The sequence below is a fragment of the Corynebacterium sp. 11A genome (assembly GCF_008930935.1).
In the GTDB taxonomy this organism is placed as follows: domain Bacteria; phylum Actinomycetota; class Actinomycetes; order Mycobacteriales; family Mycobacteriaceae; genus Corynebacterium; species Corynebacterium megadyptis.
The window spans coordinates 52780-74701 of the sequence record NZ_PQMR01000008.1; the positions used below are offsets into that span (position 1 = coordinate 52780).

Annotated in this window: 23 protein-coding genes and 1 tRNA gene; 7 read left to right on the forward strand and 17 right to left on the reverse strand. The window is 64.3% G+C overall.

Translation table 11 applies throughout. The annotated features are described in order from the left end of the window. Nucleotides 1-254 precede the first annotated feature (254 nt). Nucleotides 255-410: a DUF4357 domain-containing protein gene (locus GBB18_RS07255; protein WP_151641229.1), complete on the forward strand. Its 156-nt coding sequence runs from the start codon at nucleotides 255-257 to the stop codon at nucleotides 408-410. A 51-nt stretch (nucleotides 411-461) separates the two neighbouring features. Here the strand turns inward: GBB18_RS07255 and GBB18_RS07260 are convergent. Both GBB18_RS07260 and GBB18_RS07265 read right to left on the reverse strand, forming a co-directional pair. Beyond that, nucleotides 462-537, reverse strand: a tRNA-Thr gene (locus GBB18_RS07260). Nucleotides 538-620: 83 nt separating this feature from the next. Next, on the reverse strand, nucleotides 621-1805 hold the full coding sequence (locus GBB18_RS07265; protein ID WP_151641230.1) for a DNA polymerase III subunit delta': 1185 nt from the start codon (nucleotides 1803-1805) through the stop codon (nucleotides 621-623). Nucleotides 1806-1858: 53 nt separating this feature from the next. On the opposite strand from GBB18_RS07265, the gene GBB18_RS07270 reads away from it, so the two are divergent. Then, a complete protein-coding gene (locus tag GBB18_RS07270; protein ID WP_151641231.1) occupies nucleotides 1859-3385 on the forward strand; it encodes an adenylate/guanylate cyclase domain-containing protein in 1527 nt (508 codons plus the stop codon). On the opposite strand, the gene GBB18_RS07275 is transcribed toward GBB18_RS07270, so the two are convergent. The 3 genes from GBB18_RS07275 to GBB18_RS07285 form a co-directional block, all read right to left on the reverse strand. Continuing rightward, on the reverse strand, nucleotides 3382-3804 hold the full coding sequence (locus tag GBB18_RS07275) for an NUDIX domain-containing protein (RefSeq protein ID WP_151641232.1): 423 nt from the start codon (nucleotides 3802-3804) through the stop codon (nucleotides 3382-3384). The two genes, GBB18_RS07270 and GBB18_RS07275, sit on opposite strands and share 4 nt — an antisense overlap. Beyond that, nucleotides 3804-6779 carry a type I DNA topoisomerase gene (gene topA, locus GBB18_RS07280; protein ID WP_151549668.1) on the reverse strand — a complete coding sequence of 992 codons (2976 nt, stop codon included), beginning with the start codon at nucleotides 6777-6779 and terminating at the stop codon, nucleotides 3804-3806. The genes GBB18_RS07275 and topA overlap by 1 nt, the downstream gene beginning before the upstream one ends. Before the next feature lie 478 nt (nucleotides 6780-7257). Further along, a complete protein-coding gene (locus tag GBB18_RS07285; protein ID WP_018019572.1) occupies nucleotides 7258-7461 on the reverse strand; it encodes a cold-shock protein in 204 nt (67 codons plus the stop codon). A 335-nt stretch (nucleotides 7462-7796) separates the two neighbouring features. Between GBB18_RS07285 and GBB18_RS07290 the strand changes: the two genes are divergently transcribed. After that, a complete protein-coding gene (locus tag GBB18_RS07290; protein WP_151641233.1) occupies nucleotides 7797-10133 on the forward strand; it encodes a DEAD/DEAH box helicase in 2337 nt (778 codons plus the stop codon). Nucleotides 10134-10287: 154 nt separating this feature from the next. Here GBB18_RS07290 and GBB18_RS07295 read toward each other — a convergent pair whose 3' ends face one another. The 7 genes from GBB18_RS07295 to ssd are packed head-to-tail and all read right to left on the reverse strand — an operon-like array spanning nucleotide 10288 to nucleotide 14719. After that, entirely contained in the window at nucleotides 10288-10602 is a 315-nt protein-coding gene (locus GBB18_RS07295) for an Rv3654c family TadE-like protein (protein ID WP_151549670.1), read from the reverse strand. Continuing rightward, on the reverse strand, nucleotides 10602-10952 hold the full coding sequence (locus GBB18_RS07300; protein ID WP_151641234.1) for a hypothetical protein: 351 nt from the start codon (nucleotides 10950-10952) through the stop codon (nucleotides 10602-10604). The genes GBB18_RS07295 and GBB18_RS07300 overlap by 1 nt, the downstream gene beginning before the upstream one ends. Continuing rightward, complete coding sequence (locus tag GBB18_RS07305) at nucleotides 10927-11130, reverse strand: DUF4244 domain-containing protein (RefSeq protein ID WP_151549672.1); 204 nt, start codon at nucleotides 11128-11130, stop codon at nucleotides 10927-10929. Before GBB18_RS07305 ends, GBB18_RS07300 begins: the two co-directional genes overlap by 26 nt. A 31-nt stretch (nucleotides 11131-11161) precedes the next feature. Beyond that, nucleotides 11162-11710, reverse strand: coding sequence for a type II secretion system F family protein (locus tag GBB18_RS07310; protein ID WP_151641235.1), 549 nt, complete (start codon nucleotides 11708-11710; stop codon nucleotides 11162-11164). Nucleotides 11711-11716: 6 nt separating this feature from the next. Beyond that, the gene (locus GBB18_RS07315; RefSeq protein ID WP_151641236.1) at nucleotides 11717-12505 is read right to left on the reverse strand and encodes a type II secretion system F family protein; all 789 of its coding nucleotides are present in this window, start codon (nucleotides 12503-12505) and stop codon (nucleotides 11717-11719) included. After that, a complete protein-coding gene (locus tag GBB18_RS07320) occupies nucleotides 12502-13638 on the reverse strand; it encodes a TadA family conjugal transfer-associated ATPase (protein ID WP_151549675.1) in 1137 nt (378 codons plus the stop codon). Before GBB18_RS07320 ends, GBB18_RS07315 begins: the two co-directional genes overlap by 4 nt. Nucleotides 13639-13645: 7 nt before the next feature. Then, nucleotides 13646-14719 (reverse strand): septum site-determining protein Ssd, encoded by a 1074-nt coding sequence (gene ssd, locus GBB18_RS07325; protein WP_151641237.1) that lies wholly within the window; start codon nucleotides 14717-14719, stop codon nucleotides 13646-13648. A 489-nt stretch (nucleotides 14720-15208) separates the two neighbouring features. Here ssd and GBB18_RS07330 point away from each other — a divergent pair, with 489 nt between their 5' ends. Beyond that, the gene (locus GBB18_RS07330) at nucleotides 15209-16021 is read left to right on the forward strand and encodes an HAD family phosphatase (RefSeq protein WP_151549677.1); all 813 of its coding nucleotides are present in this window, start codon (nucleotides 15209-15211) and stop codon (nucleotides 16019-16021) included. A 23-nt stretch (nucleotides 16022-16044) separates the two neighbouring features. On the opposite strand, the gene GBB18_RS07335 is transcribed toward GBB18_RS07330, so the two are convergent. Then, the gene (locus tag GBB18_RS07335; RefSeq protein ID WP_151641238.1) at nucleotides 16045-16698 is read right to left on the reverse strand and encodes a hypothetical protein; all 654 of its coding nucleotides are present in this window, start codon (nucleotides 16696-16698) and stop codon (nucleotides 16045-16047) included. Between the two features lie 92 nt (nucleotides 16699-16790). Between GBB18_RS07335 and GBB18_RS07340 the strand changes: the two genes are divergently transcribed. Together GBB18_RS07340 and GBB18_RS07345 are read left to right on the forward strand one after the other, a co-directional pair. Continuing rightward, on the forward strand, nucleotides 16791-17282 hold the full coding sequence (locus GBB18_RS07340) for a phage holin family protein (RefSeq protein WP_151529440.1): 492 nt from the start codon (nucleotides 16791-16793) through the stop codon (nucleotides 17280-17282). Nucleotides 17283-17387: 105 nt separating this feature from the next. Continuing rightward, entirely contained in the window at nucleotides 17388-18350 is a 963-nt protein-coding gene (locus tag GBB18_RS07345; RefSeq protein WP_192795967.1) for an alpha/beta fold hydrolase, read from the forward strand. A 23-nt stretch (nucleotides 18351-18373) separates the two neighbouring features. Here the strand turns inward: GBB18_RS07345 and GBB18_RS07350 are convergent, their stop codons facing one another. The 4 genes from GBB18_RS07350 to nth are packed head-to-tail and all read right to left on the reverse strand — an operon-like array spanning nucleotide 18374 to nucleotide 21643. After that, a complete protein-coding gene (locus GBB18_RS07350; protein ID WP_151641240.1) occupies nucleotides 18374-19564 on the reverse strand; it encodes a MarP family serine protease in 1191 nt (396 codons plus the stop codon). A 46-nt stretch (nucleotides 19565-19610) separates the two neighbouring features. Continuing rightward, nucleotides 19611-20336: a CoA pyrophosphatase gene (locus tag GBB18_RS07355; RefSeq protein ID WP_151641241.1), complete on the reverse strand. Its 726-nt coding sequence runs from the start codon at nucleotides 20334-20336 to the stop codon at nucleotides 19611-19613. Beyond that, nucleotides 20333-20887 (reverse strand): TlpA disulfide reductase family protein, encoded by a 555-nt coding sequence (locus tag GBB18_RS07360; protein ID WP_151549682.1) that lies wholly within the window; start codon nucleotides 20885-20887, stop codon nucleotides 20333-20335. Before GBB18_RS07360 ends, GBB18_RS07355 begins: the two co-directional genes overlap by 4 nt. Then, nucleotides 20888-21643, reverse strand: a complete 756-nt coding sequence (nth, locus tag GBB18_RS07365) for an endonuclease III (protein ID WP_151641242.1) — start codon at nucleotides 21641-21643, stop codon at nucleotides 20888-20890. Nucleotides 21644-21704: 61 nt separating this feature from the next. On the opposite strand from nth, the gene GBB18_RS07370 reads away from it, so the two are divergent. Further along, a complete protein-coding gene (locus tag GBB18_RS07370) occupies nucleotides 21705-21896 on the forward strand; it encodes a hypothetical protein (RefSeq protein WP_151549684.1) in 192 nt (63 codons plus the stop codon). Nucleotides 21897-21922 lie beyond the last annotated feature (26 nt).

A 21922-nucleotide genomic window follows, 5' to 3' on the forward strand; every position in this document is an offset into this window, starting at 1 on the left:
GAAGCCGCTGAGTCTTCAGACAGCCCCGTCTTCTACTTTAGAAACCGGAAAGGGGCCGACGCCCAAGCACAGCTCATCGATGGCGAGTTCACTCTCTTGGCAGGCTCCATCATCCCCGCGGCCATGAAGGACAACCCCGCTTGGTCCGATTCGACGAGGAAACAATTCACCAACCGCCAAGCCCTGCATGCGACGATCGTGGAAACCTCCAGACCCGGCCCCACACCGGATCTAGTCCAGCTAGTGAAAACGTCGTGTTCACCTCCCCTTCCGCCGCCGGGGCCATCGTCTCTGGCTGGGTATCCGCGAATGGGCGGACCCTCTGGAAGACGGAGACAAGACAGACCCTGGGCGATTGGGAGGAGGGGCAAGAAACGACCACCACCGCAGGTCGACGCCACCAGCCATAAGAAAAGCCCCACCTTCCTTTCCCGGAAAGTGGGACTGACCTGCTTTTTCAGTGGAGCCGCCTGCGAGAATCGAACTCGCGACCTTCTCATTACGAGTGAGATGCTCTACCGACTGAGCTAAGGCGGCCGGTATCACGACGCCAGAGGCGTCGCCATTACCGACTGGAAGTGTAGCGCACCACAGCGCACATTCCTAAATCCGCCCGTCGGCTACTGCTCCACCCCATACGCCAGCCGGAATTTCCCGATCATCGCATCCAACGCCACCGTGGGGCGCACATTAAATGTCAGCATCTCCCGGCATTCCGCAATCGCATCGATGCAGCGCAGCAGCCCCGCCACCCCCACCTGTTCGGCGAGATCGCGCGAGAGTCCCGCAAAATCTGGGTGCGTCAGGCTTGTCGACGCCGCGCTCGCCACAATGATCGCATCCCTATACAGTCCAGCGAGGTCGGTGAGAGCCAGATCGAGCGCATCCTGGGTGGAGCGGGTCCGGCGCCGCTTCTGCTGCTTTTCGAGCTCTTTCAGCTCGCCCCTGCTGCCCCGCAGCGCCGCGGCGGTTCCCTTGCCCCGCGAGCCCATGCCGAGGGACTGCTTCAGCTCGTCTGTTTCCTTTTCATTGTGGGCGGCGAGGGTGCTCTCGGTTTCGTCTTCGATCACTTTCACCAGCGCCGCCACGTCTTGGAAGGCACTGGAGCCGTGGTTGACGAGTTCCGCGAGCTGCAGCACTCGTGCCCGTCGTTTCTGCGCCTGGGTGTCGGTGGCGAGGTGCCGAGCGCGGCCGATGTGCCCGCTGGAGGCTGCCGCCGCTAGGTGCGCGGCCTGCTCGTTGGCCACTCCTTCCCTAATCAGTAGTTCGGCCACGTCCTCGGGGCTGGGCATGGGGATATAGAGGTGGCGGCAGCGCGAGCGCAGCGTCACCGAGAAGTCCTCGGGGTCGGTGGAGGGCGCGCAGAAGATCATGACGGTGCGCTCCGGCGGCTCCTCCACAGTCTTCAGCAAGGCATTGGAGGACTCCGATCCGAGACGGTCGGCGTCTTCGATGATGATCACGCGCCACCGCCCGTGGGTGGGCGAGGTATTGGCCAGCGGGATGATGCGGTCGCGGACCTGGGCCACGGGGATCACCACGCCCTCGGGCACGAGGTGGAACACATCGGGGTGGGTATCGGCGAATACCATCCGGCAGCCCTCGCACTGCCCACAGCCATAGCCGCCTGGGGTGTCACAGACGAGCGCGGCGGCAAAAGCTCGAGCGGCCACTGATCGTCCAGATCCGGGTGGGCCAGTGAGGAGCCACGCATGGGTCATGTGCTCGGGGTGCGAGGCGGCGTCGACAAGCGCCCGTGTCACACTCGTCGCCCCAGCGAGGCGGTTGAATACTTCGGAGCTCACGACAAACTAGCGTAGCTCACCGAAACGGAGATCAACTGATTAAAGTAATCACTATGAATCGATTGGCACGGGCACTGACATGGCTCTGGGGAACTGCGTGGCCGCTCTATGGCGCCACTGTTCTCGGGTCGAACCTCCTAGGTGCCGTGGCCATCATGGCGTTCATCCACTACCTCATCCCGCTGCCCGAGGGCACAAGCTTTGGCCAGTCGCGTTTCGACGTCGCCTCCATCGGCATCTTCTATGTGTTCTTCGCCATGATCGTGGGTGCCATCGCCACCTATTACCTCTTCAAACCGGTGCTGATGTGGCAGCGCCACCCCGATGAACATGACCGCAATATGGTGCGCAATCTGGTGATGCGCATCCCCGTCTATCAGGCGATTATTGCGGGCGTGGTGTGGCTGATCGGTATCGCGATTCTCACCATCGTCGCCAGCAGTGTCTCGGGGCGTTTCGCCGCGGTGATCTTCTTCGCCACATTTCTTGGCGGCTCCGCGGTTGTGCTACTCACCTATTTCGAGGCGCAGCGCCTTGTGCGCCCCGTGGCCACCCAAGCACTGGCTCGGCGCTTCGAAGATTCCACCCTCGAGCCGCCCGTGTCGCATCGCATGCGACTGACCTGGCTGGCCACCACCGCCATGCCCATCGTCGGCATCATCTTGCTGCTCACTGGGCAGTCAGTGGGATATTTCACCACCGAGCCCGCCGATATTCTGCCCGCTATTCTGGCGCTCTGTGTCGTGGCGCTCATCACTGGGCTGCTCGTGACCACCCTGCTGATCATGAGCGTGGTGGATCCCATCATGGAGCTGCAAGACGCCATCAACCGGGTGCGGCGCGGCGAGAAGGACGTGGCCGTGGACATCTACGACGGCTCCGAGGTGGGTGTGCTGCAAGCCGGTTTCAATGAAATGATGCGCGGGCTGCGCGAGCGCCAGCGGGTGCGCGATATCTTCGGCCGCTATGTCGGTGCCGAGGTGGCCAGCCGCGCCCTCGAGGAACGGCCCACCTTGGGCGGCGAGGACCGCAAGGTGGCGGTGCTCTTCGTGGACGTTATTGGCTCCACCACCTTCGCCGTGCACCACACCCCCGAGCAAGTGGTCACCGTGCTCAATGAGTTTTTCGAGCACGTGGTGGAATCGGTGCATGAGCACCGCGGCATCATCAATAAGTTCCAGGGAGACGCCGCCCTCGCCGTGTTTGGGGCGCCGGTATCGCTATCTGATTCCACCGGTGCCGCCCTAGCCACGGCCCGCGATCTGCAGCGCCGCCTCAAGGACAGCCAGCTGGAATGCGGTATCGGTGTCGCAACCGGCCACGTGGTGGCCGGGCATATCGGCGGCCATGATCGCTTCGAATACACCGTGATTGGTGATGCAGTGAACCAAGCCGCCCGCCTCACCGAACTCGCCAAGGACACCCCCGGTAAGACCCTGACCTCTGCCTCCACGCTGCGCGACGCCAACGAGGCCGAGCAGGCCCGCTGGACCGTGTTGAAGTCCGTGGAGCTGCGCGGGCGCCAAGAGATGACGCAATTGGCGCGCCCCATCCGCCCCACCTTGGCGGAGCGCTCCTAAGCGCCGAGGCGCGGCAGAATCTCCCGCACCATCAGTGGGGCGCACTCCACGCCATAGTCGGATAGCCGCTGCGGATCCATCCACAGCACCGCCTCGATCTCAGCGGCGGGTGCGATGGCCGCGGCCTCAGCCGCGCTGAGCAGACGGGTACAGACGAAGACATCCGCCGATACCACCCAACCCGCCTCATTGGCGGCTGGGGCCTCGAAATGCCCGAGCGATTCCAGCTCCTCCGGCTTGAGCACGAGCCCAATCTCTTCGCTCAGTTCCCGAATACCGGTGTCTTTGGGACTTTCGCCCGGTTCCGGTTTCCCGCCGGGCTGCATGAACCGGGTGGTGCCGCGCTTACGCACGGCGAGCACGTGGCCGTGTTCATCCCGCACCACCACGGCTGTCACCCGCACCACGCCTGTAGCCATTACTTCGCCGAACGCCGCCGCGATCCGGCCTTCACCACGTTCTTGGTGGTGCGCTTCACCGACTTCTTGCTGCTTTTCTTCGTGGCTTTCTTGCTGGCTTTCTTGCTCGCCTTCTTCCGCGACTTCTTAGCGGACTTCGAGGCCTTGGGGTTCTCCGCCTCTTTCGCGCGCCGCTCAGAGAGCAGCTCGCAGGCGCGAGCATCCGTCATGGTTTCTGGGGTATCGCCCTTGCGCAGCGAGGCATTGGTGGTGCCATCGGTGACATAGGGGCCGAAACGGCCGTCCTTGACGGACATGGGCTTGCCCGAGACATCGTTATCGCCCAGCTGCTTCAGCGGCGGCTTGGCGGCGGCCCGGCCACGGCGCTTCGGCTCGGCGTAGATGCGGCGCGCCTCCTCGAGAGTGATGCTGAAGATTTGCTCTTCATCGCCCAGCGAACGGGAGTCATTCCCCTTCTTCAGGTAGGGGCCATAGCGGCCATTTTGGGCGGTGATGAGCTCATTATCGGCCGGATCCACGCCCACTTCGCGCGGCAAGGACAGCAGCTTCAGGGCTTCGTCGAGAGTCACCGTGGCCGGCTCCATCGAGCTAAACAGCGAGGCCGTGCCGGGCTTGAGGCGCTCGTCGATGATCTCGCGGACCCGCTTTTCCTTCTGCTTCGCCGCAGTCTTGGTCTCCCAATTCTTGGCGCGCTTGCCCTCCTTGGCGCGCTCGGCGTCCTCGGCCGCGCGCTCCTCGGCGATGATCTGCTCCGCCACCTCGAGGATGTGGCTTTCCTCATCGTTGGTCACCAGCTCCGTCACATAGGGCCCATAGCGGCCCTCCTTGGCCACCACCATGCGACCATTCTCTGGGTTACGGCCCAGCTCACGGCCGCCCTGGGGGGTGGCGAAGAGCTTTTCCGCTGCCTCGAGAGTGATCTCATCGGGGGTGGTGGAATCCGGCAGGTTCGCCCGCTGATATTCGGGGCTGCCATCCGATTGGGTGCCAACAACGCGCTCCAGATAGGGGCCATAGCGGCCCACGCGCACCACGATGGGGCGCCCCTGCTCGTCATCAAAGAGGGTCAGGGAATTAACGGAGCGGGCGTCGATGCTCTCCAGGTTGTCGTCGATAAGCGACTTCAGCCCACCGGAACGCGCGATCGACTCCGCCGTGTTCTCGGATGCGGCCTTGTTGCCAAAGTAGAAATCGCTCAGCCAGTGGTGACCATCCTCATTACCCACGGCGATATCGTCGAGCTCATCCTCCATGGAGGAGGTGAAATCATAATCCACCAATGCCGAGAAGTTGGACTCCATCAGCCCCACGACGGCAAAGGCCACCCACGAGGGCACAAGCGCATTGCCGCGGGGGAATACATAGCCGCGATCCTGAATGGTCTTGATAATCGAGGCATAGGTGGACGGGCGACCAATACCGAGGTCTTCCATCTTCTTCACCAAGCTCGCCTCGGTGTAGCGAGCCGGAGGATTGGTGGCATGGCTTTCCGCATGCACGTCCTTGGTGCGCAGCTCATCACCGGAGCTGAGACGCGGCAAACGCTTCTCGGCATTATCGGCAACATTGCGACCATCGGCGAGACGCGAGGTCTCTACATAGGCCTTCAAAAAGCCGGGGAAGGTGATCGAGCGACCGGTGGCGGAGAACTCCACCTCTTGGTCCCCGGACGACAACTGGGCGGTGCCCGCGATGCTCACCTTCATGGAGGTGCCCTTGGCATCCGCCATCTGGGAGGCCACGGTGCGCTGCCAAATCAGCTCATAAAGCTTGAACTCCTCGGCATCCAGCTGGCCCGACAGGGAAGCCGGGGTGGCAAAAGACTCGCCGGCGGGGCGGATCGCCTCGTGTGCCTCCTGGGAGTTCTTCACCTTGCGGGAGTACTGGCGCGGGCTGGAGGGCACATAGCTCTCGCCATAGAGTTCCCGGGCCTGCACCCGAGCAGCCTCCTGGCCGGCACGCGACAGCGTGGTGGAGTCGGTACGCATATAGGTGATATGACCGTTTTCGTAGAGGCGCTGCGCGATGCGCATCGTCCGCTCCGAGGTGTAATGCAGCTTGCGCCCAGCCTCCTGTTGCAGCGTGGAAGTCATAAACGGCGGATAGGGCTTGCGGGTATAGGGCTTTTCCTCCACCGCGCTAACCCGCAGGGGCTGGCCCTTCAGGCCCTCCTCGAGGGCCTCGGCGGTGGACTTATCCACCACCACAACATCATCCGGTTTACGCAGCGCGCCAGCATCGTTGAAGTCGCGGCCCTGGGCGATGCGCTTGCCCTCCACCCCGGTGAGCTTCGCCTGGAAATCACGCGGCTCATCGGCCTTCGCGTGCTGCGCGGCCACCTCCGCCACCAGATCCCAGTACTCGGCCGAAACAAAGGCCATGCGCTCGCGCTCGCGCTCAACGATCACGCGGGTGGCCACCGACTGCACGCGGCCTGCGGACAGCCGCGGCATCACCTTCTTCCACAGCACCGGCGAAATCTCGTAGCCATAGAGGCGGTCGAGGATACGGCGGGTCTCTTGGGCGTCCACCAGATTCATGTCCAACTCGCGGGTATTTTCCGCGGCGGCCAGAATGGCGGGCTTGGTGATCTCATTGAACACCATACGGCGCACGGGGATTTTTGGCTTCAGCACCTCGAGCAGATGCCACGCGATGGCCTCGCCCTCGCGGTCGGGGTCTGTGGCCAGGTAGAGTTCGTCTACCTGCTTCAGCTTCTTTTTAAGGTCGGCGACCTTTTTCTTCTTATCGGGGCTCACCAAATAGAGCGGGGCGAACTCGTTGTTCACATCCACGCCCAGCCGAGCCCACGACTCCTTCTTGTATTTCGCGGGGATGTCCGCAGCACCACGCGGGAGGTCACGAATGTGCCCCACCGATGCTTCGACGATGTAATCATCGCCCAAATACGGCTGGATCTTCCTCGCCTTGGTCGCCGACTCGACAATCACTAGGCGCTTCGTTCCTTCAGCCACGGTTACCTTTCCTCGCGTGGTGCAGCCACGGTGCCGTCTAAGCGGTACTCGCGGCTGCTGCTCACGTGTATTGGAGCTATCTCAAGATGGTTAGTGAGGTGGGCGGTGCTGCGCATGTAGCGGTCACTCCATGCCGCGGGCGCGTCTAGGACGCTCGCGCTACCGCACGATCCGACCACGATGAACACTAGTCACATTCCACGCGTCACCGCGCAGACACATCTGCACCAGTACCCATCTTCTTTATCTGTGGTCATTTAGCGTACACAGTAATATATGGGTCTTCCACGGTGCTATCTGGGGTACCAGCAACGGGGGACGCCATGCGCTGGCACAAGCGCAGCACAGCCGGCGATCGCGCGAGCACTCCGGCAGCGGCGCCTGCTCCTGCACATGCCCTGCACGCACCACAAAAGCCCAGCGCATTACACGCTGGGCTTCAAGCAGAATCGACCCGAGGGCCGATACGCCAGGAGGTTTAGAGGGCAGTCACTGCCTGGGCCTGCGGACCCTTAGCACCCTCGCCAATTTCGAACTCAACCTTTTGGTTCTCCTCGAGAGTACGGAAACCGCCACCCTGAATCTCGGAGTAGTGGACGAAGACGTCTTCAGAGCCGTCCTCAGGGGCGATGAAACCAAAGCCCTTTTCCGCGTTGAACCATTTCACAGTTCCCTGTGCCATAAAAACTAACTCAAATCTTTTTCTTGAAGTGCGATACGACCTAGCTCCTATTGCACGAGCCATGCCGGGAGGGCGTCTTATTCACCGGATTGTTCACAACGTGGTGTGGCGCTCTATGTGGCGCTTACAAACTCTTCGATTCCTCTGTGTGCCCACTTAGTGGGCTGGTCACATCTGATGCTGTGTAGCTATCAGAAAACGTCCGACCGAGTCCCAGTGTGTCATGTTTTTCAGCAAAGGGATAGTCTATATTTGAAAAATACTGCCTTTCCGCAGCTCAACGCGCTAATACTATTTTTTATAAGCACACAAAACCAACAGAAAGTGGCGCAGTTATGTCCTCTTTTGGTGCCGAACTCACCACCATCATCAGCACTGCGCTCCCCACCGCCACGCCCACGTTCATCGGTACCCGCCCGAGCCGGCCCGCCGCCTACCAAGACTGGCCCGACTGGGTGCTGCCACAGCTGCGCACCCACCTCGAACACAAGGGCATCACCCGCCCCTATGCCCACCAGGTGGAATGCGCCGAAGCGGTCCATGCCGGCCGCGACACCATCATCTCCACCGGCACCTCCTCGGGTAAATCCCTCGGCTACCTGCTGCCCATCCTTAGCGCCCTCGCCGCCGATGATCGCGCCTGCGCGCTCTACATCACCCCCACCAAGGCCCTGGGCAATGACCAACTCCACACCGTAGCGCGGCTGTGCTCCACCATTTCTGCGCTTCACGACGTCGCCCCGCACCCCTATGACGGCGACACCCCCGTCGACGCGCGCCGCCCCATCCGCGACGCCTCTCGCTTCGTGTTTAGCACCCCGGATATGCTGCACGCCTCCATCCTGGCCGCCCACGGCTCCTGGACGCGGCTGCTGCGCAACCTGCGCTATGTGGTGATCGACGAGGCCCACGTCTATCGCGGTATGTTCGGCGCCCACGTGGCGCTAGTCCTGCGACGGCTACGCCGGCTCTGCGCCCACTACGGCGGGCACCCCACCTTCGTGCTGGCCTCGGCCACCTCCCGCGACCCAGCGGCACACGCCAGCAGGCTCATCGATGTCCCCGACTTCGATATCACCAGCGTGGAGCGTGATAGCGCGCCTGCCGGCGAGCAGACCATCATGCTCCTCGAGCCCTCCCTTCTCCCGAGCGAGGACGAGCGGCAGCCGCCCCAGCGGCGAGCCGCCAGTACCGAGGCCGCCGATGTGATGGCGCTGCTGCTCGCCGAAGGTGCTCGCACGCTCACCTTTGTGCGCTCCCGCCACACCGCGGAAACCGTGGCGCTACGCTGCGCCGAAGAGCTCATTCACGCCGGTCACCGCGACTATGCCCGCCGGATTGCCAGCTATCGCGCCGGCTATACCCGCGAGGATCGCCACGCCCTCGAACGGGCCTTGGACGAGGGGGAGCTGCTGGGCGTGGCCACCACCAATGCCCTCGAGCTGGGCATCGATATCGGAGGTATTGATGCGGTGGTCTCTGCCGGCTTTCCCGGCACCGTGGCCTCGATGTGGCAGCAGGCCGGCCGCGCAGGGCGCCGCGGCCAAGGCTCGCTCTATGTGCTGGTCGCCCGCAGCGACCCCATGGACACCTACCTCATCCGCCACCCCGAGGCCCTGCTCGAGCGCCCCTTGGAAGAACACGTCTTTGATCCCACCAACCCCTATGTGGTGAGCGAACATGTGCTCTGCGCGGCCGCGGAAAAGCCGCTGAATCTCGCGGATATCGACGCCCTGGGCGCGGGGCAGGTCCTTCCTCAGCTGGTAGAGGATCAGCTGCTGCGCCACCGCCATGGCCGCTACTACCCCGCCGACCCACGGCAGGTAGACACCATTCACAGCCAGGTGGCACTGCGCGGCAACGACGGCGGTGAGGTGCTCATCGTCGATTCCACCGACGGCCGCATGCTCGGCACCGTGGACCCCGCACGTGCCCAAGCCCAGGTCTTTCCTGGCGCGGTGTATCTGCACCAAGGAGAAAGCTTCGTGGTGGATGAGCTCGATGTGGCCGAGAATCTCGCCCTCGTCCACCCCGAACAACCCCCGTACTCCACCTTTTCCCGCAGCTCCACCACCCTGCGGATCCTTGCCGCACCAGAGGAGGAGGCGCTGGTGAATTATGCGCCTGGGCTCTGGGTGGCCAACCTCGAGGTGGAGGTAACGAAGCAGGTGGTGGGCTATGTGAAGCGCTATACCAACGGCCAACCGCTGGAGGAGATTCCGCTGGAGATGTCTCCCCAGGTGCTGCGCACCCGCGCCGTGTCCTACACCCTCGATCCCGCGATCCTTCAGCAACTGAATGTTTCCGCGGCAGAGGCGCCTGGGGCATTGCACGCGGCCGAGCACGCGGCCATCGGCATTCTGCCGCTTCTGGCCACCTGCGATCGCTGGGATATCGGTGGGGTATCCACGATGGAGCATCCCGATACTGGGCTTCCCACGGTATTTGTCTATGACGGCCACGAGGGCGGTGCGGGCTTCGCTGACACCGGCTTTCGCCGTTTCCCCGAATGGATCAGCGCCACCTTTGAGGCGGCCCGCTCCTGCCCCTGCGCCGAGGGCTGCCCCTCGTGTGTGCAGTCGCCCAAGTGCGGCAATGGCAACCAACCGCTAGATAAGGATGCAGCCATCGCCGTATTGGGGGCGTTGGTGAGCATGACCGGCGCCGCCTAGCAGCGCCCGCCGCCTCCGATAGCGCTGCGGCACGATCGCCCGTGTACTCGCAAGCCTCGGCCACACTCTCCAAACGCGGCGAACCATCACCAGCCACGGGAGCACGGCGCTGCCCCACTACGTGGCCAGGCTCTAAGCGCATCGCCGCAGGTGACTAAAGAGGCCCGGCGCGGGCCACGGCCTCTCGACCGCGCACGACAGTGTGCACCACGATGTCGGCGCCCTCCACTGCGCAGGAGCCGAGATCCGCGTTATTGCTTCGCGCCACTTCCCCCGCCACGCTGCACCCATCGTGGCCGTCGCTATGCGCATAGGCGCCCGCCACGGCCGCCATATCGGCAGCGAGCTGGGCGTGATGCCGAGCGATGAGCAAGCTGCCCACGGTGGCCGTGCCCGCCAGGATGCTGCACAGCACGGCGATCATGGCCACCAGCAGGACAGTGGCGTAGCCGCGTTCATCGCGCCACATCAGCTATCCCCAGGTGCGTCGCCGGCGGTGTATTCCACCGGAAAGCGGGCGGTGGCATGCAGGGTGCCGAAAGGAGAGGGCATGGCCGCAGTGGCCTCCATGACGCCGTTACTGGAGGTGGTCTGCACGCTTCCTCGGGGAGGCATGAAACTCTCGCCGATAGCGGCAGCACGGGCCGCGGCCCCTGCGGTATCGATGGCCGCAAGATATGCCGCCACTGCCACGACGCCGCTGATCGTGAGGGCAAACACCACCACCAGCGAGGCCAGCCCGAGGGCGGCCTCGATGGTGACGGAGCCGTCCTCCGCCGCGAGGAGCCGGCGGCTAGCTCGGGGAATTCGATAGCGCATCGGTGATGATGGATTCAATCGCGTCCGAGACCGCTCCGGAATTGATGACGAGGAATAACACCCCGGCAAGCGCGGCAGCCGCGAGGCTGCCCATGGCGTATTCGATGGTGCTCATCCCCTCCTCCTCGCGGTGGAGCTGGGAAAGTCGGACCTGGATGAGGTGATAGATGGTGTTCATGATGATGACTCCTTTGAGTGGTGTTGTGGGTTTAAAACAGGGTGCTGGCGATATCAACGATGATGGGAATGAGTCCCAGAATGAGAAAGGCCGGAAGGAAACACGCAGCGAGAGGGATGGCGATCACCACCCCGGCGCGCTCAGCGGCGGCGCGCTGGTTGTTTTCTGCTGTGTGCCGCACCGAGGCGGCGATCCTGTCGAGCCCGCTGGCAATAGAGGTTCCCCCGCGGCTGCTCAGCACCGCCAACTCGGCGACGGGAGCGAACACGGAGTGGTGCAGGAAGGGCTGCCAGGATTTCTCGGCGCTGCAACCCAGTCGGAGCAGGGCTGCCACGGTGTCCCATAGCTGCCGGTCTGCGGGCGCGGCCACGGTGGCCACGGCGCTCACGGCAGCGGCATGGGACATACCGCCGCTGATACAGGCCGCAAGAAGCTCAATGTCTGCGGCGCGATCCTGTGGCCTGACCACCGGGTCATCGCGGGGGCGGCGATTTCTCGAGCTGGGGCCAGTAGCCAGTCGGATGCGTGCTGTGGGCTGGGGATAGGCCAGCAGGGCGAGGGCGAGAAAGAGGATTGTCATGGTGGTTTAGGACCCCCGTGCGGTGTTGATGATCGAATATGTCCAGAGGACACCGCTGCACATCAGTGCGGTGCCGAGCATGAGGAGCACCCCGCCGAGGGTGGTGCCGCTGAGAAAGGCCAGCGGTGCTGCGCCCATCAGGGTGCCTAGCCCCACCCCGAGTGCAGGCAGCACGCTCAGGAGCACGGCAGTGGCCATCGGCCCTTGGAGTGCGGCCTGCACAGTGCTGTCATGGCGCTGCGCCTGATCGAGTTGCTGCTGGGTGCGCTCCAGCAGGGCCACCAACCCGATGCCGTGCTGCTCGCTGAGCTGCCAGAGCGCCCCAATCCGCGCGAGCTCGGGGATGTCGGTGGTGCCGCTGAGCGCGGGGGCGGGGCTGCGGCCACTGCGGGCGCGGTTCACGGCGGCGGCTAGGGGCTGCGCGATGGGGGTGGCAGCGGCGGTCTCAGCGGCGGTCGCCAGGGCGTGGTGCAGGCTTGCCCCGGCGCGGATGCTCGCCGCCAGTACCCCGGCGCACTGGCCGGCGGCCGCGGCGGCGCGCTGCTGCCGGCGACGGCGGTGCATATCGCGAGCGACGTAGGCGATGGTCGCCACCACCACGAGCGCAGCGCAGGTGAGAGCCACCGCCCCGAGCACACAGATAATGGCCACCATGACGATCGCGGCAAGAACCCAGGGGGCGCCGCCGCGCCGCCGCCGAGCGCGGTACTGGATGCGCTGCCGTGGGCCCGCACCGGTGGTGAAGAGCAGGGCCGCGGCGAGGGCGAGCGGAGTTAGTGGCGCTATAGAGATCATCGCTGCCAACTCTCTGCAATTGCCAGACCGTCAGCTGCCGGATGGCGCGCATCCCAGATCACCTCGATGCGCACGGGCTGGGAACGCACCACGCCGATTTGGCTGATGATCCGGCCCGTGGCGGTGCGCCGCATCGCGATCACTATCTCCACGGCGGCGGTGAGCTGGGCGTGCAGCGCCTCCCGCGACATCCCGCCGAGGGCAGCCAGCGCCTCCATACGGGCGGGCACCTCGCTGAGCGAGTTGGCATGGAGGGTGCCAGCACCGCCCTCGTGGCCGGTATTGAGCGCGGCCAGCAGGTCGACGATCTCCGCGCCGCGGATCTCTCCCACCACAATACGATCGGGTCGCATCCGCAGCGCCTGGCGCAGCAGATGAGAGAGCGTGATCTCCCCACGGCCCTCCGCGTTGGCCCCCATGCTCACGAGATTCACCACATGCGGATGCGCTGGCGACAGCTCGGCGGTGTCTTCGATACAGATGATGCGCTCACGCGCATCCACCTCGGCGAGCAGGACCGAGAGCATGGTGGTTTTCCCAGAGCCGGTGCCTCCTACCACCACAAAGGATTTCCGCGCGGCCATCATGGTCTGTAAAAACTCGGTGACCTCCGCCGGCATGGTGCCGCGTTCTTCTAGCTCTGTGAGAGTGGCGGCCGCTGAGCGCAGCATGCGCAGGCTTAAGAGCGGGCCGGTGTCGCTCGGTGGATCCAGCAGGGCGTGCACTCTGATGGAGCTGCCATCGGCACGCCGCAGCTTCCCATCGGCATAAGGCTGGGCATCATCGAGGCGGCGGCCGCAGGCGACAGCCAGGCGTGTCGCTAGGGCGCGAATCTGTTCGGGCGAGTCGAAGCTCAGCGCGGCGTGTTCCATGCCGTGCCCGCGATCGAAATAGATGCGATCTACCCCGTTGACCACCACATCGGTAACTCCCTCGAGGCTGCACAGCCCCTCGAGGATGCCGACGCCGGTGGAATCATGGCGCAGCTTCTGCAGCAGGGTGAATACTTCTCGATCAGAGATCACTCCCGCTTCTTGGCGGATGAGCTCCGCGATCACGGCCGCCTCGGGCTGGGGCTGCTCGGAGGCAGCGAGCCGAGCGTGCACGGCATCCAAGATGCGTTCGCTATTCATGGCCGCCTCACCACTGCTGTCCGCGGTGCTGGGTGTGCTCTATATCCGTGCAGATATCCTCCACCGCCCGGGCTAGGACCCGCGGGCAGCGGCCACGCAGCCCGCCTTGTTCAAGCTGTTTGGCCACCGCGGTGCTGCAGCGCACATCCGCGCTGACGTTAATACCCGCCACGGACTCCACCTCAGCTGTGCTCAAGGAGGCCCAGGTGCGGCTGATGGTGACAAAACTTAAGGGCACATGGGCGCGGCGGAGCTGCGGTAACTGCGCGGCCACGGCGCAGACGCCACGCACCTCGCGGGGAATAATCACCACGAGATGATCGAGAGCGGCCACAATGTCGGGGTCTAGGGCGTCCGCTCGGGGCAGATCCACCACCGTATAGCCCTCTTCGCGCAAGGTGCGCAGGGCACCAAGGATGGTGTCGGTCGACGGCGGCGGGCCAGCACCGCGATCGCGGCGGTGGCTGACACAGCTTGCGGTGGCGGTGGGCAGCACGGCGCGCACATCGGCGGCGGCGAGATCACCCTGGTTGAAGTCCAGCTCATCCCAGCGCGGGCCAGGTTCCTCCTCCACTCCGAGGATGAGATCCATCCCGCCACTAGGGTCTGTATCGACCACCGTGGTGGGGGCGCGCTGCGCGAGCTGCACGCCCAGCGCGCCGGCAAAGGTACTCACGCCGCAGCCACCGACGCAGCCTGTCACTCCCACCACCAGACCCTCCTCGCTGCGCGTATCCCGCCCGAGGTCGGTGAGCAGGGATGCCGCCTCGGCAGGCAGGGCATAGGCTTGCTCGGCGTGAATCTTCATCGCCAGCTCGAAGTTCACCGGCGTCTGGTCTGCGGCAACAAGAAAGACCTTGTCGCGGCGCGGCTGGGGCCGCTCCAGCAGGAACTGGGCGCCCTGTTCATCTACCAAGATGGCGAAAGCAGCATGGTGGTGGCGCGCCAATTCTTCGGTAGTGGACACTTCCACCACCTGGCGGACGGTCGCGGCGGCGATATGAATGGCTTCGGGGTGGACGAGAGGATCACAGACGGCGATAACAACGGGGGCCTGGGACTGATCACGGGTGGCGCTCATGGCCCCAGAGTGTGGTGCACTCGGCGCTCCACGTCGCTCCCTCCCGCCTAGGGGTTGTGCATAACCTTCTGCTGCGGCGAGTTATGCACAGCGGAGAGTCTTCACCGGTGCGGTGGGCGGGTTGTTCCACTAGCGTCAGCGGGTTGGTCCCGCACGTCGTGCGCCCTGCGCCGCGGGCTATCGGCAGTGCCGCCGCGGCCGCGCTCGCGCGGGCAAATCAAGAGAGAAGGATGAGCCCAAAAATTAAGAGACGGCCCGCGCGGGATGGGGGGGTGGTATGCGCGGGCCGTCTGCGGTTACCCGGCCACTCGGGGGGACGGGCCGGGGCAGACCACACTGTATATCGGGGTCGTGCGGTTCCGAGTATGTCACAGCTTGAATAGCACGTCAATAGCCCCACAGAGGCCTAAAGATGCAGGCACAGCCACTTCTCAGTAGCATCACTCTTAGTCACTTATTTCACATCAGTATCACGCGAGGAGGTGGGTCATGGCGACCGAACAGCACCCAGAGGCACCTGTTGCTGCCTTCTTTGATTTGGATAAGACCATCATCGCCACCTCCTCCGCCTTTGCCTTCGGCCGCACCCTCGTCTCCCACGGGATGCTCAGCACCAAAGAGGCGCTCACTCTGGTGCTCGCCGAAACGGGGTATATGATCGCGGGACACTCCCAAACCCAGATGGATGACACCAAGGATCAGCTGACTCAGATGGTCAAGGGGCTGCGCATCGAGGATCTGCAGCACACCATTGACCACACCCTGCTGCATCGCGTGGTGCCCACCATCTTCGCGGAGGCCCGCGAGCTCATCGAGGAGCATCATGCCCGCGGCCACGATGTGATCATCATTTCTGCCTCGGTGAAGGAGCTGGTGGATCCCATCGCCCACGAGCTGGGAGCGGATCACACCATCACCACCCGTTTAGAAGTGGTCGATGGCGCCTACACCGGCAAGCTCGAGCTTTATTGCCGCGGCATCACCAAAGCGACCGAGATCAGCAAGGTAGCCGGCAGCCACGGCTATGACCTCGCCCGCTGCTATGGCTACTCGGATTCGGCCACCGATATTCCCATGCTGGAGATGGTGGGACATCCGCGGGCCGTCAACCCCGACCGAGTGCTCAAAAAGCATGCGCTTGCCGCCGAGTGGCCGGTGCTGAATTTCAAAAACCCCGTACCGCTGCTGTCTAGCCCGTCGAAAAAGGATCTGGGTATCGGCGGCGCCGTGGCCGCCGCCCTGGCGCTCGGGATGGGCAGCTGGTGGCTCAGCACCCGCTGGGGTGCACTGCGCTCCAGCTAGCCGGCACGGCCTAGCGCGGCACGCTAGAGGCGATCGGCTACCCGTGCGGCTTCCTCGCCGCCGCGGCGCCAGGCAGCAAAGTGTGCCAGCGCGAGGGGATCGACCTCACCGCGGCAATAATCGCGAATCAGGGCGGTGTGCGCAGCCGGATCACGCAGCAGATAGGGCTCCGGCATAGCCAGCCCTTTGGGATCAAGCCCCGAGGCCATGGCATTGAGCCGCACTGTGGCGTATCCCACGACGATCGAGCGGGGGCCGAAGATGAGGTGGCCCAGGATCTCCCCGTGCAGCAGCGCACACGTTTCTACCTGCCCCACCAGCTGCGCCAGCGCGCTGAGCCGCGGGGCCTGGCGCTCCGGCACTCCCTCCCCGCCTGCAATACGGTCTAATTTCGCCATGACCTGCAGTGGGGCACGCTGGAATGTCTCAGCGAGCGCGGGGGTGAGCACCCCGTACACCTCGAGGGCGGATATCTCAGAATCAGCTGCGATTTTTCTGAGAGCCGTGGCGCCAACGAGCGCGGAATGGGCGCTGGTGGCGGCGGCATCACGCAAGTTGGCGCGCTTGCGATGAGCAGTCGCGATACTTGCCGATGCGGCATTGATATGCTGGTGGATAGCTGGATTGCGGAATATTTCCATGGCGGCCGAGCTGATGACTTTCCGTGTCGAGTTCACAACCGCGCCGGATTCGTGGCACGATGGTGCACAACTAGAGTTTAAGAAAATACCACTAACGGAGGATCAAGACGGTGAGCAGTTCTAAGGGAATGTACAGCGAAGGGGCGCCCGCTTTTTCGCCGAAGGTTAACTCGATTCCCCTCAGCGACGCCGATACCCGTGGCCCCGGTGAGGGCTCTATCGGCAATCTCGTGAGCGACGCTACTGCGCAGATGTCCAATCTTTTCCGCGCTGAGGTTGAGCTGGCCAAGGCCGAGGTTGCTCAGGAAGCGAAGAAGGGCGCCATTGGTGGCGGTCTCTTCGGCGTAGCCGGCACGATCGCCCTCTACTCCTCCTTCTTCTTTTTCTTTTTCCTCGCTGAGCTGCTGTCCACGTGGCTGTCGCGCTGGGCGGCGTTCCTCATCGTCTTCCTCATCATGGTGGTTCTCGCTGCCGCTTTCGCCCTCTTCGGCTGGCGCAAGGTGAAGACCATCGGCAAGCCCGAGAAGACGGTGCAGTCGGTCAATGATCTCAAGACCCTTGTCCCGGGCAAGGCCACCAAGAATCTCGAGAAGCGCGAGCAGGACGGTATGTACACCTAAGCCGTCATCGTGCCCGATCTGATCCCCTTTTCCCTCAAGTACTCTGCAGGGATAAAGGGGGTTTTCCATATCTTTCCACCCGCACCGTTGTCTAAGGAGTCTGCTGTGTCCCGTCGCCCGCTGAGTCAGCGATTGCTCCCGCCACGCTGGCGACGGAATCACGCCGAGCATTCCCCCGCCATCCCCAGCGCTGTGGCCCTCGAGGGCCCCTTTGCGCACGAATGGATCCACACCCGCGGCATCCGCCTCCACGCCGCGACCGCTGGCGACCCCCACGATCCGCTCATCGTGTTCGTGCACAGCGCGCTCGGCGGCTGGTTCGACTATCGCCACGTTTTGCCTACCGTCGCTGCTGCCGGCTATCACTGCGTGGCCATCGATATGCGCGGCTTCGGCATGTCGGATAAGCCGCCCAGCGACTATGATCTGCGTACCCTCGCCGGGGATGTCTATGGCGTAATCCACGCAACTGGGCATAAAGATGCGCTGGTCGTGGGCCATGCCTCGGGCGGTGCAGTGGGCTGGGCCTTGGCCATTCACCACCCCGAGGCCGTGCGCGCGCTGGTCTCGATTGCCGCCGCGCACCCCACCGATCTACGGCGCTGCACCTTTAGCTATCCGTGGATGTTTGGCACTCCGATCCTGCGCCATCTCAGCGCGCTGCTGCCGCCGCGCCTGCATGCGCTGCTCACCACCCCGCAGTCCACGGCTCGGGTGAATCTGGTGGCTAACACCGCGGAGCGCTTTCATACCACCACCGCCGGCAAGAAGGAAATACAGCTGCGCACGGTGGCCTATAGCATCGCCAACACCTCTCCCGCGCGTTCTAAGGTGGCGCGCATCGAGCTCGCCCCCGTGCCGTTGCGGTGGATGACCGCCCCGGTGGAGCAGCCGGTGCTGCTGCTGCAGGATTCCTCTACCCCGTGGTCTCGGCTGGCCTTGCGCGCCGCTAAGCGCGTGAAGGCCAAGACCAGCGTGGTGCACATTCCGCAGACGAAAAATATCCCGCATCTCGAAGCACCCGCTAGTTTCAGCTCCGTTCTCGTCTCCTTCGCGCGGTCTCTCTAGGGCGCTTATCGACGCTTATTCGGCTAGCCCACAACGCAGGCCCCCGTATTCACGGGAGTGTCTAGGCCCGTGGCATCGGCCACGTGCTTCTCTACTTCGGCACGGGTGAGGGCATAGCCGGTATCGGTGTCGTCGGCGGCGGCGCCGAAGACCACACCCAGCACGTGCCCGTCCTCGCTGAGCAGCGGGCCACCGGAGTTGCCCTCGCGAATGCTGCCGCGCACGGTGTACACCTCGCGGTCGATGCGCTGATCGGCGTAGATCGTGGGGCTATTGATCAAGAGCGAATCGATGATGCGGGCGGGGGCGGCCTCGAAGGGGCCGGACTCGGGAAAGCCCATCACCACGGCGTCCGCGCCACTCTCTGCGGGGTCCTCCGCCCAGGGCAGAGGATCGATCCCGAGGCCATCGGTGGCGAGGATCGCGATATCAATCACGGGGTTGTAATACACCACCCGTGCGGTGTGAAAGCCCAGCACGGTATCAAGATCCACCTCGTTCGTGCCGGCCACCACATGCGCGTTCGTCATGATGCGATCTGGGGCCACCACGAAGCCGGACCCCATGAGCCGGCGCTGGCATTGCGGGGCCTCGCCGATGATGTGCACCACCGAGGGACGCACCCGTTCCACCATCGCCACATCACTGACTTCGATGCGGGGAGCCTGCACCTGCTCCGGCTTGGGGTTCTGGAAGGGCGAGGTGATCATGGGCATGCCCGAATCATTGAGCAGTACCCGCAGTTTATCCGTGAGTGCAGCTAGGGCCCGCGGGGAATGGGTATCCACCTGTTGCAGCACGGTGGAATTGCGCACTCCCTTCGCCAGCCGCGAGTTGCCCTCTGCCAGCGGCGTCGCCAGCAGCCAAGCCACGATGAGCACCACCATCACCTGAAAGAAGGCACCGGCGAGGGAATCGACCCGGCGCAGCTGCGGCTGGGTGACTTTCTCGCGCAGCGAGGCCCCGGCGGTGCCCCCGATGAAATAGCCAATGCAGGAGGCCATCACCAGCACCGTCACGGCGATCACGATGCGCAGCTGGTTGCTCTCGGTTTGCTGCATAGCCAGCGGGGCCAAGGCAAAACCGATGACTAACCCGGCGGCGATGCCGATAAAGGAAAAAACCGACCCCACCATGCCGTGGCGCCAGCCGTCGATAAGCGCGAAGAGCAGGAGAAACACCACGACGCCATCCACTATCACGCTGGGATCCATAAGGGCGCCTCTCTTCTCTGCGGCAGGGACATAGTGATTCTAGGGGCTAGGAGTGGCGTTCGTTGTTACGCGACGCGGCCAAGGTGGCGCCGAGATCGTACACCCGATCCTGCGCCCACGACTGCGCCCAGCCGGCGTGGGCCAAAGCTGCACTCAGGATACCGCCTGTAAAGCCCCACACAATGTAGCCACGACAACGAAACGCCGGACCCCGCCAGGAACCATGCTCCACCATGAGGCGATTGTCTGGCTCCACCAGCTCCGCTATGGAGACACGGAAGACATCATCCGCCTCCTCAGGGCTCACCGGCGCCACCTCGGCGGGGGCATGCTGATACGCGATCACGGGATGCACTGGGTAGCCGCTGCGGCGCACGTGCACCTCCTCCATCTGGGCTACCGGTGTCACCGCCATCCGGTCAAGGCCCGTCTCCTCATGGGCCTCGCGCAGGGCGCAGTCCACCGCGTTGATATCGGTGGGATCCACCCGGCCGCCGGGGAAAGCAATCTGGCCAGAATGATGGCGCATCCGCGGTGAGCGGTGCGTGAGCAGCACGGTGGCGCTGGACGGAAGCTGGTGCTGCTGCGGGTCGCCGTCGATAAGCATGAGCACCGCCGCCTGTCGATCGCGGCGGGGACCGCTATGGCGCGCCCGATCCGAGAGCGCCCGATGCACATGTCCCTCATCCACGGCCCGCACCAAGGGCGCCAACCATAACGGGGCCGCCTCGGGGCGCAGCCGAGTATTCACCCCACGGGCGTCCGGAGTCATCGCACCGCCTCCTCGAGGGCCTCCACAGAATCGAAGGGCTGCGGCAGGATGCGCTCCACCTCGCCATCGCGCAGCACCACCGTCACCGGCACCACCCCGGGCAGCGACCACGCCGCCGCGGCCGCTCCGCGATCATCCTGGAAGCTGGGAATATCCACCCCGAGATCCTCGAGCAGCGCCGCGCCACGGCCGGCATCCCGATCCGCGTGCACCCCCACCACCGTCATCTCTGGGTGGCGGGCGGCGAACTCCTCGATCACCGGCAGCTCATCCCGACAGGGGCCACACCACCACGCCCAGACGTTCACCAGCACATAGGGCGAGGCCTCGCCCTCGGTCGCTGCGCCCAAACAGGGCAGCTCCACGCCGAGATCTGCCTCGGGACAGACGGGGCGGCTGGCCGTAACTGGGGAGGTCGCCGTGGGCTGTGGGGAGTCGATCGCCTCCGGTGCAGGCGGGTTCTCGCCACTGAGAAGGCGGGTGACGATGATCGCGATGAGCACGATCGACACCACCACGAATGCCAGATATAGACGAATATGGGTGCGCATCTAGGCCTCCTCGATCCCCGCGAGCTGCAGCAGATGCCGCCGCGCCTGCTCATCGGGGGCGCGCAGCAGGCGCAGCGCCTCGGGCACCTCGGTGGGGCCGACGCGGCCATAGCTGGGACATTGCTGCCGCAGAAAGCACACCCCGCACGCGGCGGTGCGCGAGTGGCAGATCTGGCGGCCATGGTAGATGATCCGGTGCGAGAACATCGTCCAGTCGGCGCGAGGTAGCTGCTCCGCCAGCACCGATTCCACCTTCACGGGATCGCTCTGCTCGGTGAGCTCGAGTCGGCGCACACAGCGGCCGAAGTGCGTGTCCACGGTGAGGCCGGGAACATCGAAGGCATTGCCCAGGACCACATTGGCGGTCTTGCGGCCCACCCCCGGAAGCGCAGTGAGCTCCTTTAAGGTGCCCGGCACCTCCCCGTCGTATTGCTCGGACAGGGCCAGGGCAATGCCGGCAGCGGCCTTGGCTTTGTTGCGATAAAATCCAGTGGGCCGAATCAGCTCCTCGAGCTGATCAGGGCTGGCTTCGGCCATCGCCGCGGCGGTGGGGAAGCGGGCGAAGAGATGAGGGGTAACCTCATTGACTCGTTTGTCCGTGCACTGGGCACTGAGTACCGTCGCGATAAGCAACTCAAAAGCGTTGGAGAAATCGAGGGCGCAGTGCGCATCTGGGTAGCCGGCTGCGAGCATCCTGCTGACCTTGCGCGCGCGTCGCGTGCGGGCGAGCGGTGTGGTGCCAAAAGTTCGTCCCATAGATATAAGACTAAGCCACACACGATCACCCCCGCCTGTCCCACTAGTAGAATGGAGTCCCATGAGTTCACTTTTTGCACTTGCAACCCCAGTAGTACTGACGGTTTTCGCCATGGGCATGGAGCGCTGCGAGAGTTCCTCTACAACCTCCCGCGCCCGGAAGCAGCGGCGCGAGCGCGACCAGGCCGCACCACTGGCTCACGCAGAGCGCGACACTGCCACCGAGCGCACCGCCGACCAAGCAGCAGCATAAGACCTCCGACCTTTTTGCTTGTGTGT

What these genes read in the sequence shown, in the direction of transcription:
- GBB18_RS07370 (WP_151549684.1), top strand. Translation starts at nt 21,705, where the DNA reads ATGAGTTCACTTTTTGCACTTGCAACCCCAGTAGTACTGACGGTTTTC.
- nth (WP_151641242.1), bottom strand. Translation starts at nt 21,643, where the DNA reads ATGGGACGAACTTTTGGCACCACACCGCTCGCCCGCACGCGACGCGCG.
- GBB18_RS07330 (WP_151549677.1), top strand. Translation starts at nt 15,209, where the DNA reads ATGGCGACCGAACAGCACCCAGAGGCACCTGTTGCTGCCTTCTTTGAT.
- GBB18_RS07360 (WP_151549682.1), bottom strand. Translation starts at nt 20,887, where the DNA reads ATGCGCACCCATATTCGTCTATATCTGGCATTCGTGGTGGTGTCGATC.
- GBB18_RS07295 (WP_151549670.1), bottom strand. Translation starts at nt 10,602, where the DNA reads ATGTGGCGCGATGAACGCGGCTACGCCACTGTCCTGCTGGTGGCCATG.
- GBB18_RS07315 (WP_151641236.1), bottom strand. Translation starts at nt 12,505, where the DNA reads ATGATCTCTATAGCGCCACTAACTCCGCTCGCCCTCGCCGCGGCCCTG.
- GBB18_RS07350 (WP_151641240.1), bottom strand. Translation starts at nt 19,564, where the DNA reads ATGGATCCCAGCGTGATAGTGGATGGCGTCGTGGTGTTTCTCCTGCTC.
- GBB18_RS07270 (WP_151641231.1), top strand. Translation starts at nt 1,859, where the DNA reads ATGAATCGATTGGCACGGGCACTGACATGGCTCTGGGGAACTGCGTGG.
- GBB18_RS07355 (WP_151641241.1), bottom strand. Translation starts at nt 20,336, where the DNA reads ATGACTCCGGACGCCCGTGGGGTGAATACTCGGCTGCGCCCCGAGGCG.
- GBB18_RS07310 (WP_151641235.1), bottom strand. Translation starts at nt 11,710, where the DNA reads ATGACAATCCTCTTTCTCGCCCTCGCCCTGCTGGCCTATCCCCAGCCC.
- GBB18_RS07320 (WP_151549675.1), bottom strand. Translation starts at nt 13,638, where the DNA reads ATGAATAGCGAACGCATCTTGGATGCCGTGCACGCTCGGCTCGCTGCC.
- GBB18_RS07300 (WP_151641234.1), bottom strand. Translation starts at nt 10,952, where the DNA reads ATGCGCTATCGAATTCCCCGAGCTAGCCGCCGGCTCCTCGCGGCGGAG.
- GBB18_RS07275 (WP_151641232.1), bottom strand. Translation starts at nt 3,804, where the DNA reads ATGGCTACAGGCGTGGTGCGGGTGACAGCCGTGGTGGTGCGGGATGAA.
- GBB18_RS07340 (WP_151529440.1), top strand. Translation starts at nt 16,791, where the DNA reads ATGTACAGCGAAGGGGCGCCCGCTTTTTCGCCGAAGGTTAACTCGATT.
- GBB18_RS07290 (WP_151641233.1), top strand. Translation starts at nt 7,797, where the DNA reads ATGTCCTCTTTTGGTGCCGAACTCACCACCATCATCAGCACTGCGCTC.
- GBB18_RS07305 (WP_151549672.1), bottom strand. Translation starts at nt 11,130, where the DNA reads ATGAACACCATCTATCACCTCATCCAGGTCCGACTTTCCCAGCTCCAC.
- ssd (WP_151641237.1), bottom strand. Translation starts at nt 14,719, where the DNA reads ATGAGCGCCACCCGTGATCAGTCCCAGGCCCCCGTTGTTATCGCCGTC.
- GBB18_RS07285 (WP_018019572.1), bottom strand. Translation starts at nt 7,461, where the DNA reads ATGGCACAGGGAACTGTGAAATGGTTCAACGCGGAAAAGGGCTTTGGT.